This is a genomic window from Paenibacillus tundrae (assembly GCF_030812775.1).
Lineage (GTDB): Bacteria > Bacillota > Bacilli > Paenibacillales > Paenibacillaceae > Paenibacillus > Paenibacillus tundrae_A.
Window position 1 is genome coordinate 232,142 of record NZ_JAUSTI010000005.1, and the last position, 18,544, is coordinate 250,685.

Below are 18,544 nucleotides of genomic sequence, written 5' to 3' on the forward strand. Positions count from 1 at the left end.
AAAATGCTATGGAAGAATCGGTCAAAATCATGGTGATTGAAGGGTTCTTTATTTTTGCTTATTAGCTATGTTATATGTATATAAAGTTGGTAATGACTGGTGATTTCAGTAGGGTTGTATCATTGTGAGAACGGTAAACCGTAATCAAATTCGAAAGATAGAAGACTATGAAAGAACATTTAGAAATTGATGAGGATGAACAGATGAGTTATTACGAATTGGCAGCGAAGAGGATTAGAAATATTGCCCCTAATTTATACAAGGAGATGTCGCAGAAAAGCTACAAAGAAGTTAGGTCAAGAGGACAGTATGAAGCAGACACCATATTAATTGCCGAGTACTACCGCAGAGTCGGTGGTTTTTTGCAGCATCTTTCTAAAGGAGGAACAGGCATTTATGTGGGAATGGACATGTTAATTGGTTATCGAATTCCTGATGATGCATGGGACAACTTCGTAGTCGATTTTCCGAATTTTACAGATATTGATATTATGCTTATGAAGATGTCAAGTATCCACTATCTTCGATGGTGCGCTTTAATGGATGACAGAAATAGTTTTGCATTACAGTACCCAGACATCTATGAGCCGATCATTAAGCTGTTCGAAAGAGGTGGTGGACGAATTAGTACTCATCACCATGAACTAGTTGGAGGATTTGGAGGTTTCCCTAAGACTATCTTGGCCACGAGAGGGGACATGAACCCTTTTGAAATTAGTGAGTCAGCACTTGAAAAGATTATTGAAGAGGTTTTATTTGCGGAGGAATACGTATAGGTGTATAAAACTGGAGATTTAACTGAGCGGAACTGTATTCGTTGCGGTAATCGTTTATTGATCCATTCACACATCACGGAATATGGTTATCCATGGTACTAAATTAAATGTGTTTCTGAAAATTGTTTTGATAAAAATTTCTCATGATTCTTCTGATAAAAGCCGCAATGATGTGTTTTCTAATTTGAAATAAGTTGATTTCATTTCGAAAGTGAAAGACGGATTGGGAAGCCATTTTCTCGATACACGGCAGGTGTCCACACGACTCTTCAGGGCAAGGCATACAATTATCTTGACCTGCGGAAGAGGAGGTGGATCGGAAGACTATGGTGACGATGGAGCCGATTGTCGTTGGGGAACACGTGTTGGTGGGAGTGGAAGTGAAGCTGCCCAAAACAACGCTGCTTACAATTAACACATCGAAGGGGTATATCATGTGTGGAGCACTCGATGTGGGATTACTTAATGAGGTGCTGGGAGATCGCAAAATCATTGCAGCTCGGGCAGTAGGTGTGCGCACACTGGAACAATTGCTGCATGCTCCGATGGAATCGGTGACGACAGAAGCCGAAGCTATGGGAATTACAGTGGGTATGACAGGCGTAGAGGCATTATTGAAAATGATATGAACATCTAAATGAACTAACACATCCAATCCAATCTAATATGATCCCTATCCCAATTTAGTTACAGCAACTCAATGTCAACTTAACTTCGATTGTTTACGCCAAAAAAGGGCTCCTTTCAGGGAGCCCTCGTTTCTTTACGTATCATTTTTTCATGAAATTCCGTTCATAAATATAGAAATTAAGCTTCTTCCTTAGCAAACAATGCAGCAAGGTTCTCTTTGAAAGGCGCACGTACGACACCTTTTTCCGTAATGATGGCTGTGACATATTCGTTCGGAGTGACATCAAAGGCTGGATTAAATACTTTAACACCTTGGGGTGCGGTACGTTTACCAAACCCTTCGGTAACTTCCTCTGCTGCACGCTCTTCAATTGGAATAAGATCGCCCGATGGTGTAGACAGATCAATGGTGGACAGTGGGCTAGCTACATAAAACGGAATGTTATGAGCTTTAGCAAGCACGGCAACACTGTACGTTCCGATTTTGTTCGCTACATCGCCATTCGCAGCCACACGATCTGTGCCGACAATAACGGCTTGAATCCATCCCTTCGACATGACCATTCCGGCCATATTATCACAGAGTAGTGTAACGTCAATGCCAGCTTGTTGCAATTCAAATGCAGTCAGGCGTGCCCCTTGTAGTACAGGACGAGTTTCGTCCGCAAAGACTTTAAGGTTGATACCGCGTTCTTGAGCGAGATACATCGGTGCAGTTGCTGTGCCGTATTTGGCTGTCGCGAGTCCACCGGCATTACAGTGTGTCAGTACACCCATACCATTCTCGAACAGTGGGAGTGCGTTCTCACCGATCATACGGCATACTTCTTCGTCTTCTTTTTGAATGAGAAGAGCTTCGGCTTCAAGCGCTGCATTACCATCCTCAATCGATGTGCCAGCTTCTGCAAGCTCATTTGCCTTTTGCATCATACGATCCAACGCCCAGAACAGATTCACTGCTGTTGGACGAGATGTTGCCAAGTGAGCACAGATGGATTTTACATGATCCAGCCAGCCTGGTGTACCCATTCCATCATAAGCTTTAGCGCCTAGAACGACGCCGAATGCAGCAGCAATCCCGATCGCAGGAGCTCCACGTACTTTCATGGAATGAATCGCTTCCCATACTTCCTCAGGTGTGTATAGCTTCAGCATCAGAATGGTTTCAGGTAGAAGACGCTGGTCAAGCATTTCAAGCTTGTCCTGTTTCCATATCAGGGAGGACAAAGGCTGGTGTTCAGAAGTTGTCATGGGTGTGCCTCCGTTTTTGTTAGATTTATGATTTGAGTGCAGAGACAGCTGTAGACACGGTGTCTAACAGTTCTCCGATGGTGTTCAAGCGACGATTGCTCTTAATTAGAGCTTTACCAATGGCGAGTGATTTGCGCTGTGCGCGTTCACGTTCTGTTGCATCTTCAATGCTATCGATATCCGCTACATGTGCAAGACCTACAATACGGCGTACCATTTTAGCACCAGCGAAGCCGGCAGTATCCCGGAACACTTTTTGCACATAGAGGTCTTGATATCCCGGAGCTTTTGCCATAGGGTCAACCAGATCATTCACCCAAAGTGCACGGAAACGGCTCTCAAATTCAGTCCAGACGTCCCGAACCATGTCTAGCAGCAGAGCTTCACGCTCTTGAAGTGCTTGGCTATCTTTGATCGATCCTGGGAGGGAAGCATAATTGAGTAGCAGGTTCGCAATCACCGCACCAATATCGAAGCCCATCGGCCCATAATAAGCAAACTCTGGATCAATGACTTTAGTGGATTCTGGTGTTACAAAAATGCTGCCTGTGTGCAGGTCGCCATGGAGCAGTGCTTCACCATGAGTCAGAAATTTCTCACGTAATAAAGCGACTTCCAAGTGAAGTTCTCCATCCGTACGAAGCGCTTCAGCCTCGTCCTCAATAGAAGCTTCATAATTATTTTTCTCAGCGATCCGGTAGGGCTCATCGAATATCAAATCCTCGGTTATTTTACACTGATCTGGATTGATAAATCGACCTTGTTTTTCTTTCTTCAGTTGTTGGTTCATACCGAGGTCTGAAGTAAAGAAGAGCGTTCTTGCCATAAATTCACCAATATGTTGTGCAAAAAGTGGATAGCTTGTACCCTCTATAAGACCTTTGCGCATAATCACATGATCACTCAGATCCTCCATCACCGTTAATGCAAGATCGTCATCGTAATGATACACCTCAGGCACCATTCCAGGGCAGAGACGATACTCTTCCTGTAGAATTTCACGCTCAATGCGAGCCCGTACAAGAGACAATGGCCATGATTCTCCTACGACTTTCGCATAAGGAAGCGCCTGTTTGATAATGATACTTTTATCGGAGTTCTGATCTGTGATATGGAAGACCAAATTCAGATTGCCGTCGCCGATCTCACGACATTCTAGATTTGAATCTGCCGTAAACGGATCAGGTAATGTTCGCGCCAATTCAATTGCTTCCTGGGGTGTTAAAGGGTGATATTGGGACAAGAGTGCCACCTCCATATATATGAAGAAACAGGAAAACCCACTTCTTTGCTTGGTATATGTCAGTATATCGGAATTAGCTCGGCTTTTGTACCCTTTTTTTGATACCGGCGATGTCAATCTTGTTTCACACTTCAGGGACAAGGGTAAAAATAAATAGGCCGGACGGTTGAAGTAAAACGCCCGACAAGGCTTCCCGCAAGCAGCGGTGCCGAATAGTTAAATCTCTGTTATACAGGGGCAGAACGACTCTGCTTTCTCGTATAACGGACTAACTTTAAATAAAGGATGGGATTCAAATGGCTACAACTAACAAAACAAATCAAACAAAAACAGTTGAACAATTACTTAATCGTCAAGTGGCAAACTTGAACGTCCTTTACGTCAAAATTCATAACTATCACTGGTATGTAAAAGGCCCTAATTTCTTCACGTTGCACGTTAAATTTGAAGAGTTTTACAATGAAGTGACTGTACAAATGGACGAAATTGCTGAGCGTATTCTTACACTTAAAGGCAGCCCAGCAGCTACAATGAAAGAATATCTGGAGCTCTCTTCTATTCAAGAAGCTGCAGGCGGAGAAGATGCGAAACAAATGGTGCAGAACCTAATTGAAGATTTCGCAACGCTGTCTAATGAATATCAGGAAGGTATTGAAGCGGCTGACGCTGCTGAAGACCAACCAACATCAGATATGCTGACAGGATTCAAGGCAGATCTGGAGAAACATATGTGGATGCTTCGCTCCTTCTTGGGCTAAGACATCGAATTCATCCATTACTATAGTACCTAAACTATGTACTAGTACACGAATCGTCGCCTTTCCTACTTTATGGAGAGTTGTCAGGTAGGCGCTTGAACGTCTATACTGCTGACAAGACCGATTCGGGGAGGGGAGCATATGATAGGTAACAATATACCGGCATTGAAAGAGTGGGCTTCCACGATCAAAGCCTTAGAGCAAGGTCGCCAAATTATGGTGATGCGTAAAGGCGGGATCGTGGAGGAAACTCGACATTTTGAGCTGAAAAGTCCAGCGTTTGTTCTGTATCCGACTTATGAACATCAGCGTAAAGAACTGATTAAGTCCTCTGATCATTCCTATGTTGAGGAATCATTGGCCGAATGGGTGCCCGAAGCCTCGACAATCCGCATCACCTCTTATGCCGAAGTGGTGCAAGACGTGGAGATTAGAGATCAGGAGACGCTGGATAAACTTCTAGATTTACATATGTGGACTGCGGATTTTGCCGAAGACCGCCTGAAGTGGAAACGAAAAGATCCGCTCCATGTATTATTGTTGCGCGTGTACCGTTTGAATGAACCGATGGAGATTCCGATTTTGTCTGAATATAATGGTTGTCGTTCATGGATTTCCATTCCGAATGGTTCTTTGCCGAGCGAAATGACGCCGGTGATGGACGTTGCGGATTTTGACAAACAGGTACGGAAGGTTAACGAATTGCTCAAAAATGAAGAATAATGACAAGAAGGGCTTGTCCATCATATGGATAAGTCCTTTTTTTTGTAGGAGGACATGCTATGACAAAAGATGAGTTACAGTGATTTTTGTCACTGTTTATATACTGTCAGGATGTATTCTCATTTGATTCAAACCTACTTTTATTATAGAATCAGGTAGAATAATGTTTTCTATAGAGGACAAAAGTTCTCGGAAATGACTTGATAATCAATGAGAATCAGTTTAGAATTATTCTAAAGTGTTCTTGGCTTTACAGATTACAGTACCATAAGAAATTCAGAGGAAGCTCTGTTCAGATATTAATAGGCGCTTTTTCGTTTTCGACAGCAAACATCAAATTTAATCAATGGAGGGAAACAATACACATGGCTACGAATTTCGTCATTGAAGGTCTGAAAGCGACGATCGAAGGTAAGGAAATCCTGAAAGGAATCAACTTGGAAATGAAAGGTGGAGAAATCCACGCAATCATGGGTCCAAACGGAACAGGTAAATCTACACTGGCTTCCGCGTTGATGGGACATCCTAAATATGAGGTAACTGATGGTGTAGTAACACTTGACGGTGAAGACGTACTGGATATGGCTGTAGATGAGCGCGCACGTGCTGGCTTGTTCTTGGCAATGCAATACCCAAGTGAAATTGCTGGTGTTACTAACTCCGACTTCTTGCGTAGTGCAATCAACGCACGTCGTGGCGAAGGAAACGAAATCTCATTGATTAAGTTCATTCGTCAAATGGAAGGTAAAATGAAAGAACTTGATATGAATCCTGAGTTCGCTCATCGTTATCTGAACGAAGGTTTCTCCGGTGGTGAGAAAAAACGTAATGAAATTCTGCAAATGATGCTGCTTGATCCAAAAATCGTAGTACTTGATGAAATCGACTCCGGTCTGGATATCGACGCTCTGAAAATTGTTGCAGACGGTGTAAATGCAATGAAGAGCGAAGATCGTGGATTCTTGATCATCACTCACTATCAACGTCTCTTGAACTACATCACACCTGACTACGTTCACGTTATGATGCAAGGTCGCATTGTGAAATCCGGCGGACCTGAGCTGGCTCAACGTCTGGAAGCTGAAGGTTATGATTGGGTAAAAGCAGAACTGGGAATTACAGACGAAACTGTAGGTCAAGAAGCGTAATAGACAAAACGGAGGAGGATAATAGATGACAACACAAACAATTCTTCCGGTTGAGTCTGAAGCGCTTCGTACTTTGTCGGAGAGCAACAATGAACCCGGCTGGTTGACTGAGCAACGGCTTGAGGCTTTGAAGCTTGCAAGTGAGCTTGCGCTTCCTAAACTGGAAAAGCAAAAAATTGAACGCTGGAACATCAGCGAGTACGGAACATATAAAACGAACGGAGCAATTGCTTCTTTGGAAGAAGTACCTGCTTCAATTAAAGAGTTGGTTCAAGACCAAGCTGAAGGTAGTCTGGTTATCCAACGTAACTCTGCTACAATTTACTCTAACCTGTCTGCTGATTTGGCAGCAAAAGGCGTGATTTTCACAGATCTAGCTTCAGCTGTTCGTGAACATGGTGATCTGGTGAAACAATATCTGGGCACAGCAGTAAAAGCGGATGAGCATTCTATCGCGGCACTACATGCAGCTTTGTGGAATGGTGGAGTGTTCCTCTACGTTCCAAAAAATGTTGAAATTGAAATTCCATTGCAAGCGGTCTTGCTTACAGATGATGCATCTGCAACATTTGCACCTCACGTGCTCGTTGTTGCTGAAGCAAACAGCTCTGTAACTTACGTAGACAACTATGTATCCGGTGAACTGTCCGCACCTGTTTTCCATAATGGGGTCGTGGAAGTGTTCGTTAAATCTGGTGCGAAAGTACGCTTCGCAACAGTACATCAGTTGAATGTGAACGTAACGGATGTTTCCTACCGCCGTGCAGTGGTAGAGAACGACGGCTCGATCGAATGGATCGTTGGTGAAATGAACAATGGTGACACAGCAAGCAACACGATGACTGTGCTCAAAGGGAATGGATCCAGTTCCGATTCCAAAGTAATTGCTGTCGGTTCCGGTTCACAGAAGATCAACTACACGACAGAAGCTCGCCACTTTGGTAAAAACACGCCAAGCCAAATGATTACGCGTGCGGTTATGCGTGAAGAAGCTTCAGCGATTATCAACGGTATTACGAAGATCGAGAAAGGTGCCACAAGAGCGGATGGACAGCAAACAGAGAAAGTATTGATGCTGAGCCCTAAAGCGCGTGGAGATGCCAACCCGATCCTTCTCATTGATGAAGATGATGTAACAGCAGGTCACGCAGCTTCCGTAGGTCAAGTGAACGCGGAGCAGATCCATTACTTGATGTCGCGCGGGATTAACCGTACGGATGCGGAACGCCTGATCATTTATGGCTTCCTCGCACCGGTGGTGGCGGATATTCCTTTGGAAGCACTGCGTACCCAATTGCAGTCCCTGATTGAGAAGAAGCTGGGACAATGAATCCATCTATTCGCGAGCAATTTCCGATCCTCCACCAGGAAATTAACGGACATCCGCTCGTTTATCTAGATAGTGCTGCAACTTCACAGAAGCCTCGTGCTGTGATAGAAGCAGTTAAGCATTATTATGAATATGAGAACTCAAATGTGCACCGCGGTGTTCATACCCTTGGTAGCCGTGCCACAGACGCTTATGAAGGCGCGCGTGAGAAGGTTGCTAAGTTTATCAATGCACGTCGCACGCAAGAGATCATATTCACACGCGGGACTACGACAGCCCTGAACCTAGTGGCTTCGTCGTATGCTCGTGCGAATTGCAAAGAAGGCGACGAAATTGTTATTACGCAAATGGAGCACCATAGCAACCTGATTCCTTGGCAGCAAGTGGCTAAGGAGACAGGTGCAACATTGAAATACATCCCACTTCAGCCTGATGGTCACATTGAATTGGCTGATGTGGAGAAGACGATTACGAACAATACCAAAATTGTAGCAATCGCGTATGTATCCAATGTTATGGGATTAGTCCATCCCGTGAAACAAATTGCTGAAATTGCACACCGCAATGGTGCGGTCATCGTGGTTGATGGCGCACAGAGCACACCGCACATGAAGGTGGACGTGCAGGATCTAGATTGTGATTTCTATGCGTTATCCGGCCATAAAATGTGCGGTCCAACCGGAATCGGTGCACTTTACGGCAAAAAGGCGCTGCTGGAGTCCATGGAACCGGTTGAGTTCGGCGGTGAAATGATTGATGATGTAGGTTTGTATGAATCAAACTGGAAAGAGCTACCTTGGAAATTCGAAGGTGGAACGCCAATTATCGCTGGTGCGGTAGGCTTGGGCGCTGCTATCGATTTCCTAGAAGAGATTGGCATGGATGAGATTGCGCATCATGAAGGTGTACTGGCAGCGTATGCTACAGAACGTTTGTCCGAAATTGATGGGCTTACGATCTATGGACCAGCTAAACGACATGTCGGTGTCGTAACCTTTAACTTGGGAGATGTTCATCCCCATGATGTGGCAACGGTGCTAGATGCGAGTGGCGTAGCTATTCGTGCCGGACACCATTGCTGTCAACCGCTAATGCGCTGGCTTGAAGTGAGCTCAACAGCTCGAGCTAGTTTTTATCTATACAATAACGAACAAGATGTAGATCGGCTTGTCAGCGCCTTAATCCAGACAAAGGAGTATTTTGGCGATGCAACTTGATGATCTGTACCGGCGTGTTATAATGGATCACTACAAAAATCCGCGTAACCGCGGAACGTTTGATAATGACGCTGTCACGGTGAATTTGAATAATCCAACGTGTGGCGACCGGATTTCACTGCAACTTATGCTGAAAGACGGAATCGTTCAGGAAGCCAAGTATACGGGCGAAGGCTGTTCCATCAGCATGTCTTCGGCATCGATGATGTCTGAGGCGGTTAAAGGTAAAACCATGGAGCAGGCTCTCGATATGGCTAACCGTTTTTCCTCACTGATGAAAGGGGAAGAAGTCGATTTCGACGATTATGAAGATCTCGAAGCCCTATCCGGTGTGAACAAGTTCCCTGCACGCATCAAATGTGCCACCCTGGCCTGGAATGCATTACGCAAAGGAATTGACGAAGAGGACAATGTACAATAACGATAGGGAGGTAGAGTAAGATGGCTAAAAAAGCACCAGAAATGGAAGAGTATAAATATGGTTTTCGCGATGAGCACGAATCCATCTTCAAAACCGGTAAAGGTCTGACTGCAGAGATCGTTACTGAAATTTCTCGGATTAAGAACGAACCGGAGTGGATGTTGGAATTCCGTTTGAAATCCTTGAAGCAGTTCGAAAAAATGGCTATGCCTAACTGGGGTGGAGACCTCGACGGATTGGACTTCAACGATATTCAATACTATGTTCGCCCTTCTGATAAGCAAGGGAAAACATGGGAAGAGGTTCCTTCTGAGATCAAAGAAACCTTTGATAAATTGGGTATTCCTGAAGCAGAGCAGAAGTTCCTTGCCGGTGTATCGGCTCAGTATGAGTCCGAGGTGGTATACCACAACATGCAAAAGGAATTGGAAGATCAAGGTGTTATCTTCATGGATACCGATACAGCTCTGAGAGAGCACCCGGAAATCCTGCGTGAATATTTCGCTACCGTTATTCCACCAGCAGACAACAAGTTTGCTGCGTTGAACAGTGCCGTATGGTCCGGAGGAAGCTTCATCTACGTGCCAAAAGGCGTGAAATGTGAAGTGCCTCTGCAAGCATATTTCCGGATTAACTCCGAAAATATGGGACAATTCGAGCGTACACTGATCATTGCGGACGAAGACAGCTTCGTTCACTATGTTGAAGGTTGTACAGCTCCGATCTACAGCACAAACTCACTTCATAGTGCGGTTGTTGAGATCATCTGTAAGAAAAATGCCCGTGTTCGTTACACAACGATTCAAAACTGGGCACCAAACATCTACAACCTCGTTACGAAACGTGCGGTTGCAGAAGAGAATGCAACGATGGAATGGGTCGATGGTAACATTGGTTCCAAACTGACAATGAAATATCCTGCTGTTGTTCTGAAAGGTCGTGGAGCGAAAGGTTCCGTTCTGTCCATCGCTGTAGCTGGTAAAAATCAGCATCAGGATGCAGGTGCGAAAATGATCCACTTGGCTCCAGATACAACATCAACGATCGTTTCCAAGTCCATCAGTAAACATGGTGGTAAAGTAACGTATCGTGGTCTGGCGTCCTTTGGTCGCCAAGCGGAAGGCGCGAAATCCAATATCAAGTGTGATACGCTCATTCTCGATAATGAGTCCACATCCGATACAATTCCTTACAATGAAATCATGAATGACAACATCATGCTGGAGCATGAAGCGACGGTATCCAAAGTATCTGAGGATCAACTCTTCTATCTGATGAGTCGTGGTCTGACCGAAGCAGAAGCAACACAGATGATCATCATGGGCTTCATCGAGCCGTTCACGAAGGAATTGCCAATGGAATACGCGGTAGAAATGAACAGATTGATCAAATTCGAAATGGAAGGCAGTATTGGTTAACCTTTGTCTGACAATGGTTAGCGGATAAGCTGGACGCTTGCGTCCTAATTCCTACCTAAATAAACTTCATGTAATACAGATTAAGATCGAGGATTCTTCTCGGTCTTTTTTTGTTGTCAAAAAGTAGGTTTTATTTTGTGTGAAACGAACCTTAAGTGTATGCTAAATGTTGATTATTTGGTATAAAATAGGATCATTCGCACAAGCCATCTCATAGATTCAAGCATCTATTGATAGAAAAGGATGTGACATGATGAGCTTAAATCCGTTTGAGGGATATCGTATTACCAGCTCATTTGGTTATCGTATTCATCCCATCCATGGCGGGCAGACATTTCATCGGGGTATAGATCTGGTCACAGAGCCATGGAATGGCCCTGTGTATGCTTTTTTGGAGGGAGTCGTACGATTTGCTGGTGAAGGGGTTACAGGCTCAGGATTCGGAGGTTACGGGCTTACTGTAGCGATAGAAGATCATCGTGGTTACTTACATTGTTACGCTCATCTGTCCCGAATTGCGGTGAAGGTTGGACAACATGTTCAGCAACAGCAACTTATTGGCAATCAGGGCAGTACTGGCCAGAGCACAGGGCCGCATGTGCATTATGAAATACGTAAAGCAAGCAGACCCTCTTATGGATTCACAGCGAGTGAGAGTGGCGTTGTCGAGCCGGAAACATATCTGAAGTCCGAATATCGCTCCATGGCGGAGGAAGAGGAGGCGCAACCCATGACAAGTGAGGAGAAGCAAAGGTTTGAGACTATGCAGAGAACATTGGAAGCTCAGGCGTCCTGGATTAAGCAGCAGCAAAATCGTGCCAATATGCCTTGTCCCCCCTGGGCACAAGATGCATTCAATTATTACCGTTCATTCATCATGACGGATACAGGGAGCTATGATTTCTGGAGACTGCTTGTCATTATGTATCGCAAAGAGAAGAATATTAACGTAAACCCCGATGCGACAAGTTGACAACTAGGTATTGACCAGGCTAGTGATCGTTCCAACCATGCGATAAGCTTTAACAAAGCCCTAATGCTCTTCATCAAGTATCTGAACTTAGGCGGATAACCATTTATGGAATATTGCCAATTCGCCCGGTTCAAAAAAATGCGGTTGTCATATGTTAGGGTATACCTGATGAAGAGGAGGCAATCACATGAGCGAAGTAGGATATGGCTGTGGTGGTAACAACGTAGGTGGCGTGGGTGGTTACAACCCATTCACATCGACAGGTGCAATCTTGGTATTGTTCATTCTGTTGGTTATCATCACCAAAGCGTTCTGTGTATAATTCGTAAACAATTCTCTAAATAGAAAAGGGAAGCCGTTCACACGGCTTCCCTTTCATACATTATAATGACGAATGTAGTGACATACATATCTTGACATATCTGAATCGAATCTCAATAGGTCTGTTGATGGTGTTTATTAAATACTACTGGACATAAATCTCGACAATCGCAACATCTCTTTCCTTCGCTAAATCGATAAAGGCAGAGGATGTCTGTACGAGTGGACGGAAGTAATCCGCAGGATTATTCATGACAATGAGACCAGTCTGACCTGTGGTGAGAAGAACTCGTTTACCAATAAAATTAGGAAGCATATGTTTAATAAGTTCCTGCGTAACTTCTCCATTTAATTGACCAAAGCTAAGGCTGTACAGCTCGCATAAGACAGAGATTAGCTCTTGTTTGGTTTGATATACCCGATTGGTTGTCATGGCGCTATACACGTCAGCTACAGCCGTAATACGGGAGTATGGATGAATTTCGTCTCTTTTTAGTCCGTAAGGATAACCACTACCATCCTCACGCTCATGATGCTGTAATGCTACGGTTGCAAGAAGTTCATCTTGAGTAGATTCCATAATAATCTCATACCCATATAGGGTGTGCTTTTTCATTTCTTCGAATTCTTCCGGAGTTAATTTACCCGGCTTATGTAACATTTCAGGTGGAATCTTCGATTTGCCAATGTCGTGCAAATAACCAGCTTTGGCCACGGTCAAACACTCTTCTGGATTATACCCCATCCACCCCGCGATATAGAAGGCAAGCATGCCAACTTGTAACGAATGGGTATACGTGTATTCGTTATCTCCATCCATCATGAGTAGAAGGGAAACGACATCTTTTTGTTTTTCAAGCTGAGAAGTTAAGTTAACTAAGATATGATCGACCTGAGACTCATCAATAAATCCCTTTTCCATAGCTTGCTCGAACAACATTTCAGTACCTTTTATCGTATCTTCAAACAGATTAGTTAAAAGACGGGTTTGATCGGAACGTAAGGTTTGTTCATCAGAGTGTAAATCGGATGGTGTATGCTCTACATCTGCGTAATCGATTCCGTGTTGCAGCAATTTGGCAATATCATCTTCGCTAAGCGTGGAACCTTTCACCAGCATGTGGAGACCTGCATTGTTATATACGTCATTTATTAACAGGTCGCCAGGTTTAAGATCAGTAACATGCACTCTCACGTATAAACCACCTTTTCCTCGACTAATATCGACACATATCATTATAATAACAAGAAAAAAATGGGTTGACAACGACTTATTTACTAATTTAATTCGTAATTCAAGAGTTAGAATAACTAATTATTGTTGAAGCATAGGGTTCCAAGGACCCAATTGATGACCCTTCCACTCGGAGCCATCTTCCCAAATTTCTTTTTTCCAGATCGGCACAGTTTGCTTCAATCTCTCGATGGCATAACGACTTGCATCATAACAATCACTGCGATGAGGAGAAGAGACGGCAATGACCACACTAATCTCAGCAACGTCCACTTGTCCAATTCGATGGCTTATTGCGCATAACACGCCAGGCCAGCGCTCAGAGATTTCATCGCCGATGGCTGCCATCTGTGCTAGAGCCATGGGAACATAAGCTTCATATTCTAAGTGCACTGTTCGTTGTTCACCCGTCATCTCACGCGTAGTTCCGACAAACGTAAGAGCAGCACCATGATTAGCGGTAATAACGAGATTGGTCGTTGCTTCCACAGACAGAGGGGATGTGGTGATCTGATATCGCCCATCAGGCGTCGTGTGAGCGTTAGAAGAAACATCGTGCTCAGACTTCCGATCTTCAGTACCATCGCCTCCAGATACCGGAGGGATTAAAGCAATCTCATCTTGAGCCGATATAATAGTATCGGCAGGAGCGTACTGTTGGTTTACAGCAAGAAAGGAAGTACGAATCTGGGAAGCAAGCTCTGGGTATGTTTCTGCTAATTGTTCCTTTAGAAGAGCAGCCGTTGGTTCGGCTCCATCGTATTCATATTCAATCAGAGAAGTGCCGAGGCGTTCAGCAATACCTGCAAATAGTTGAATGTTCAATTTCATGAGAATGTTCCACCTTTTTTTCAAAATCTAAACCCTTTCAATATATCATAACGAGAAGGAAAATGTTATGCTTATCTATTAGAGGAATGAACGTTTTAAACGGAATCAGAAGGAGGCGGTGTGATGAGCACCACGAATACACAAGTGTTAACAATACTGCATACGAATGACATTCACAGTCATTTTGGTGCCATGAGTTCGATCGCCGCCATGATTGAAAAAGAAAGAGAACAAGCTGAGAATGTTTTGGTTCTTGATATAGGAGATCATATGGATCGTAAGGCTGTGGAAACGGAAGGCACCCTTGGAGCAGCCAACGTCGATGTGATTAATCTTACTGGGTATGATGCCATTACGATTGGGAATAACGAAGGACTTACGATAACACCTGAACAGCTGGCAAGAACGTATTCAGGGCTTCAATGTCCTGTTGTTTGCGGGAATGTTGTCGAATATGAGACTGGCCTTGTCCCATCCTGGATGCACACGTCGCTCGTCGTGACCAAGGGTGAATTTCGCATTGGTTTGTTAGGGGCAACAGCACCATTCACTACGTTTTATGATTTGTTAGGATGGAGTCTTCTTGATCCTATCGAGACGCTGAGTAAACAAGTTGCTGAATTGTCTCCCAAGGTGGATGTCATCATTGTTTTATCGCATTTGGGACTTTCCACAGATCGCAGATTGGCAGAGCAGGTTGAAGGCATTGACGTAATTTTGGGCGGACATACACATCATGTGCTTGAGGAGCCTCTGATGATTGGCAATACCACCATTGCAGCAAGCGGTAAGTTTGGGGAATGGCTCGGTAAAGTGGTCTTAGAGCGTCAGAACTCTGCGAGCAAGCCTGTCCTTGTAAGCAGTGGATGTGTTCCGGTTACAACCACCCTTCTGGAAGAGCGGGTTACTCTCGCAAATGCTACGAATCGTGCTGAAGCAGAGAAATCCCTAGAGCAGACAGCCGTAATGGTGGACAAGCCACTTTCGGTTCATTATGAGCGTGAATCCCCTTTCGCCACCTTGCTTGCACAAGCAGTTAGACAGGCTACAGGGACCCAAGTGTCTCTGGTGAATGCAGGGCAGTTACTTGGAGATCTTCCACAGGGAGTCATTACCAAAGGAATGTTACATTCCCTATGTCCTTCTCCGATCAATGCTTGTACAATATGCTTAAAAGGCAGGCACATCCGTGAAGCACTTGAGCAATCATTGCTGCCAGAGTTTACGGATAAGCCAATCATTGGATTTGGGTTTCGTGGGAAGGTTCTAGGAACGTTATCCGTGGATGGGATGGAGATTGAATATGATCCTAAGCGACCGGCATATGAGAAAATTCGTTCTATACGTATTGCAGGCAGTCCTATTCAGGAGGAACAACAATATGTGGTCGGTACACTCGGAATGTTTACGTTTAATGTAGGATATCCTCCACTCGCCCAGGGTACAGAGACGAATTATTATCTTCCAGAATTTTTACGGGATCTAGTGGAAATAGAACTTAAACGACCAGGAGCGCTGGACGAATGCTTGCGACCTCGCTGGCGAGAAATATAACAAGTACTTGCCTTCTGCTGAAGCGGCGGCTAGTTGCAATTACATCTACGGAGCGGGAGAGGATAGGCTGTGCGTTTAGTACATATAAACTTATTGCAGCCTGGCATGAAGCTGGGGAAACGGATATATAGTGAAGAGGGTTTGGTACTGCTCAGTGAAGATGTGGAATTAACTCAACGCTTAATCTCTCGAATGAAAGATCTAGGCATTGGATATGTCTATATAAAAGATGCGGCAACAGAGGATATTATTGTACCGGAGATGTTGCAGGAGGAGACCAAACGTAGGGCGCTGGTTGAGATTAAGCAGCAGTTTCAGAACATGTCAGGCTTTCGAACAAAAAGCCGGATTTCGCACTTTGGCAAAACGTTGACCGGTTTGATGAATACAATTCTGGAGGACATCGGTAGCCAGAAGGAAGCCATGATTATGCTCATGGACATGAACTCTACTGATTTTGACCTATATAATCATTCATTGAATGTTTGTGTATATACATTGGTTCTCGGGGTAGCATCAGGCTACAATAGACAACAGCTAATGGAAATTGGCCTGGGTGCCTTATTGCATGATATTGGTAAAACACAGATAGCTTCAGATGTATTGTATAAACCTTCTAAATTAACGGACGAGGAATTCAAACTGATTCAGCAGCACACTACATATGGACATCGTATCCTCAAAGACGAACCGGGCATACCGCTTCTGGCTGCACATTGCGCCCTCCAGCATCATGAACGAATTGACGGTAGCGGTTATCCCTTCGGCCTAAAAGGGAATGAAATTCATGACTATGCCAAATGGATTGCACTTGCGGACTCATATGATGCGATGACAACCAATCGAGTGTATCAAAAAGCCTTATTGCCCCACCAAGCGGTGGAAGTTCTCTATACGGGTTCTTGTACGCTTTACGAACAACGTATGCTTGAGAAATTCCGAGATTGTGTAGCGATTTATCCCATTGGCATGACGGTAACATTAAGTACAGGTGAGGTTGGGGTTGTATCCTCCATCCATACACGTATTCCGCAACGTCCAATCATACGTGTGTTGAAGGATACAGAGGGCCAAGTTTTACAAGCACCATATGAGATCGATCTATCTACTGCATTGTCAGTCATGATTACAGGTGTGGAGGGCGCGGATGAGATGCCTTCGATGCCAGTTAGTGGACAGTATTTGGAAAGCTGACATCCAACTTAATCAGTACGAGACGCTTCTATCGTGATATTTGGGTTGAATAGACTCAATATACAGAAGCGTTTTTTGCCTTGTAATTGTACCCATTAGTTATAAGGTTGTTCAAAGTTACGCTTTATGATAATGAAACAAATCTGGTCTGATTATCTACAATTAAGGTGGGTTTTACAGATACAAATGTAAGCCTACGTAGGGCAGTTTCCCTACACGAAATAGACAGACCCTTTCCTCCGAGCCATTCAAAATTGTGCTATGATAAAAGATAGCTCCAAAAGATTGAGTCGGAGTATGATGTAAATAAAAATTTTTAGGTTAATAAAAGGAATAAGGTGAAAAACAATGACCATGCTAAATTCAGGATCGGTTCAACCGATGCCTTTATCACCGACAAACGATCCATGGGATCCAATCGGTTCTTTGCGTACATATGGACGCCATGTACTGACCAGTGTAGAAATGACCGTGACTCACTTGTGCAATATGCGCTGCGAGCATTGTGCGGTAGGTGATATGCTTACGATGCGTGAGGCTCCAGCTCTTCCGTTGCCTTTGATGTTGAAACGATTAGATGAGGTAGAACATCTGCAAACGATTAGTTTGACAGGTGGGGAACCAAGCTTCAGTCAGAAAACGGTGGATGAGATGATTATTCCGCTGCTCAAATATGCGAAGGAGCGTGGCATAAGGTCCCAGATCAATTCCAATCTTACGCTAGATCTGAATCGATATGAGAAGTTGCTTCCTTATTTGGATGTCATGCACATTTCCTTTAATTATCTGAATGCGGATGATTTCCATCAAGTTGGGTTTGCGAATAGTGGCAGACCGGTTAAACGTGAAGTAGCGGTGAAGATGTACGAGAAAATGATCGAAAACTCACGTAAGTTAAGTGAAGCTGGCATGTTTATCTCTGCCGAGTCCATGATTAATTACCGTACTCATGACAAACTCGAGGGTATTCACCAGTTGATTCGTGAGATGGGCTGTGTACGTCATGAAGTGCATCCGATGTATAATTCAAACTTTGCATCCAACCTGCCTGTTCTGTCGCTGGATCATATGCGTACGGCCATTCATCGATTGCTGGACGTGCGTGATAAGGAGATGTGGATGTTGTTCGGTACACTTCCATTCTTCGCATGTAGCGCTGCAGAACAGGATCGTGAGCTGATTAATCGTCTGCACAGTGAACCTAACGTAACAGTTCGTAACGATCCAGATGGGCGTAACCGTGTTAACGTAAATATGTTTACAGGTAATGTGTATGTGACTGACTTTGCAGACATCCCAGCCTTTGGCAACATTCGAGATCGTAAGCTGGATGATGTCTTCCATGAGTGGTCAGCAGAGCATCCGCTGAACCAGACAGTGAATTGTCACTGTGATATCGCATCCTGCTGCGGCCCTAATCTGCTGGTGGCGGATATGTATTATAAGGGTGTTGATTTCAAATCAAGAAAGGCCATTACACGCTGACCTTCCAGGTGCATTCCTGAATAGATAGAAAAGGGGA

At 44.3% G+C, this 18,544-nt stretch carries 18 protein-coding genes; 14 read left to right on the top strand and 4 right to left on the bottom strand.

The annotated features are described in order from the left end of the window. The first annotated feature begins 167 nt into the window (after positions 1–167). Together J2T19_RS11365 and J2T19_RS11370 are read left to right on the top strand one after the other, a co-directional pair. Positions 168–776, top strand: coding sequence for a hypothetical protein (locus tag J2T19_RS11365; RefSeq protein ID WP_307215725.1), 609 nt, complete (start codon positions 168–170; stop codon positions 774–776). 326 nt (positions 777–1,102) lie between these two features. Further along, on the top strand, positions 1,103–1,405 hold the full coding sequence (locus tag J2T19_RS11370; protein WP_239292180.1) for a YunC family protein: 303 nt from the start codon (positions 1,103–1,105) through the stop codon (positions 1,403–1,405). Between the two features lie 178 nt (positions 1,406–1,583). On the opposite strand, the gene mtnA is transcribed toward J2T19_RS11370, so the two are convergent. Further along, a complete protein-coding gene (gene mtnA, locus J2T19_RS11375; RefSeq protein ID WP_307215727.1) occupies positions 1,584–2,657 on the bottom strand; it encodes an S-methyl-5-thioribose-1-phosphate isomerase in 1,074 nt (357 codons plus the stop codon). 25 nt (positions 2,658–2,682) lie between these two features. Further along, a complete protein-coding gene (mtnK, locus tag J2T19_RS11380) occupies positions 2,683–3,900 on the bottom strand; it encodes an S-methyl-5-thioribose kinase (RefSeq protein WP_307215729.1) in 1,218 nt (405 codons plus the stop codon). 296 nt (positions 3,901–4,196) lie between these two features. Here mtnK and J2T19_RS11385 point away from each other — a divergent pair, with 296 nt between their 5' ends. From J2T19_RS11385 to J2T19_RS11425, 9 genes are all read left to right on the top strand, one after another. Continuing rightward, positions 4,197–4,658 (top strand): Dps family protein, encoded by a 462-nt coding sequence (locus J2T19_RS11385; protein WP_056698356.1) that lies wholly within the window; start codon positions 4,197–4,199, stop codon positions 4,656–4,658. Between the two features lie 141 nt (positions 4,659–4,799). Further along, positions 4,800–5,381 (top strand): DUF1802 family protein, encoded by a 582-nt coding sequence (locus J2T19_RS11390; protein WP_307215732.1) that lies wholly within the window; start codon positions 4,800–4,802, stop codon positions 5,379–5,381. Between the two features lie 365 nt (positions 5,382–5,746). Next, positions 5,747–6,529 carry a Fe-S cluster assembly ATPase SufC gene (gene sufC / locus J2T19_RS11395; protein ID WP_056698351.1) on the top strand — a complete coding sequence of 261 codons (783 nt, stop codon included), beginning with the start codon at positions 5,747–5,749 and terminating at the stop codon, positions 6,527–6,529. 25 nt (positions 6,530–6,554) lie between these two features. Then, a complete protein-coding gene (gene sufD / locus J2T19_RS11400) occupies positions 6,555–7,859 on the top strand; it encodes a Fe-S cluster assembly protein SufD (RefSeq protein WP_056698347.1) in 1,305 nt (434 codons plus the stop codon). After that, complete coding sequence (locus J2T19_RS11405) at positions 7,856–9,076, top strand: cysteine desulfurase (protein WP_251382885.1); 1,221 nt, start codon at positions 7,856–7,858, stop codon at positions 9,074–9,076. The genes sufD and J2T19_RS11405 overlap by 4 nt, the downstream gene beginning before the upstream one ends. Beyond that, positions 9,066–9,497, top strand: coding sequence for a Fe-S cluster assembly sulfur transfer protein SufU (gene sufU / locus J2T19_RS11410; protein ID WP_056698341.1), 432 nt, complete (start codon positions 9,066–9,068; stop codon positions 9,495–9,497). The genes J2T19_RS11405 and sufU overlap by 11 nt, the downstream gene beginning before the upstream one ends. Positions 9,498–9,517: 20 nt before the next feature. After that, positions 9,518–10,915: a Fe-S cluster assembly protein SufB gene (gene sufB / locus J2T19_RS11415; protein WP_307215740.1), complete on the top strand. Its 1,398-nt coding sequence runs from the start codon at positions 9,518–9,520 to the stop codon at positions 10,913–10,915. 253 nt (positions 10,916–11,168) lie between these two features. Beyond that, positions 11,169–11,888 carry a M23 family metallopeptidase gene (locus J2T19_RS11420; protein WP_307215742.1) on the top strand — a complete coding sequence of 240 codons (720 nt, stop codon included), beginning with the start codon at positions 11,169–11,171 and terminating at the stop codon, positions 11,886–11,888. A gap of 187 nt (positions 11,889–12,075) precedes the next feature. Next, on the top strand, positions 12,076–12,210 hold the full coding sequence (locus tag J2T19_RS11425; protein ID WP_217363773.1) for a YjcZ family sporulation protein: 135 nt from the start codon (positions 12,076–12,078) through the stop codon (positions 12,208–12,210). 144 nt (positions 12,211–12,354) lie between these two features. On the opposite strand, the gene J2T19_RS11430 is transcribed toward J2T19_RS11425, so the two are convergent. Together J2T19_RS11430 and J2T19_RS11435 are read right to left on the bottom strand one after the other, a co-directional pair. Continuing rightward, on the bottom strand, positions 12,355–13,404 hold the full coding sequence (locus tag J2T19_RS11430) for an HD-GYP domain-containing protein (protein WP_307215745.1): 1,050 nt from the start codon (positions 13,402–13,404) through the stop codon (positions 12,355–12,357). 120 nt (positions 13,405–13,524) lie between these two features. Next, positions 13,525–14,274: a molybdenum cofactor biosynthesis protein gene (locus tag J2T19_RS11435; RefSeq protein WP_307215747.1), complete on the bottom strand. Its 750-nt coding sequence runs from the start codon at positions 14,272–14,274 to the stop codon at positions 13,525–13,527. Positions 14,275–14,397: 123 nt separating this feature from the next. On the opposite strand from J2T19_RS11435, the gene J2T19_RS11440 reads away from it, so the two are divergent. From J2T19_RS11440 to yfkAB, 3 genes are all read left to right on the top strand, one after another. Beyond that, entirely contained in the window at positions 14,398–15,828 is a 1,431-nt protein-coding gene (locus J2T19_RS11440; RefSeq protein ID WP_307215749.1) for a bifunctional metallophosphatase/5'-nucleotidase, read from the top strand. A gap of 69 nt (positions 15,829–15,897) precedes the next feature. Next, positions 15,898–17,022 carry an HD-GYP domain-containing protein gene (locus J2T19_RS11445; RefSeq protein ID WP_307215751.1) on the top strand — a complete coding sequence of 375 codons (1,125 nt, stop codon included), beginning with the start codon at positions 15,898–15,900 and terminating at the stop codon, positions 17,020–17,022. Positions 17,023–17,370: 348 nt separating this feature from the next. Continuing rightward, positions 17,371–18,507, top strand: coding sequence for a radical SAM/CxCxxxxC motif protein YfkAB (yfkAB, locus tag J2T19_RS11450; protein ID WP_145047912.1), 1,137 nt, complete (start codon positions 17,371–17,373; stop codon positions 18,505–18,507). Positions 18,508–18,544 lie beyond the last annotated feature (37 nt).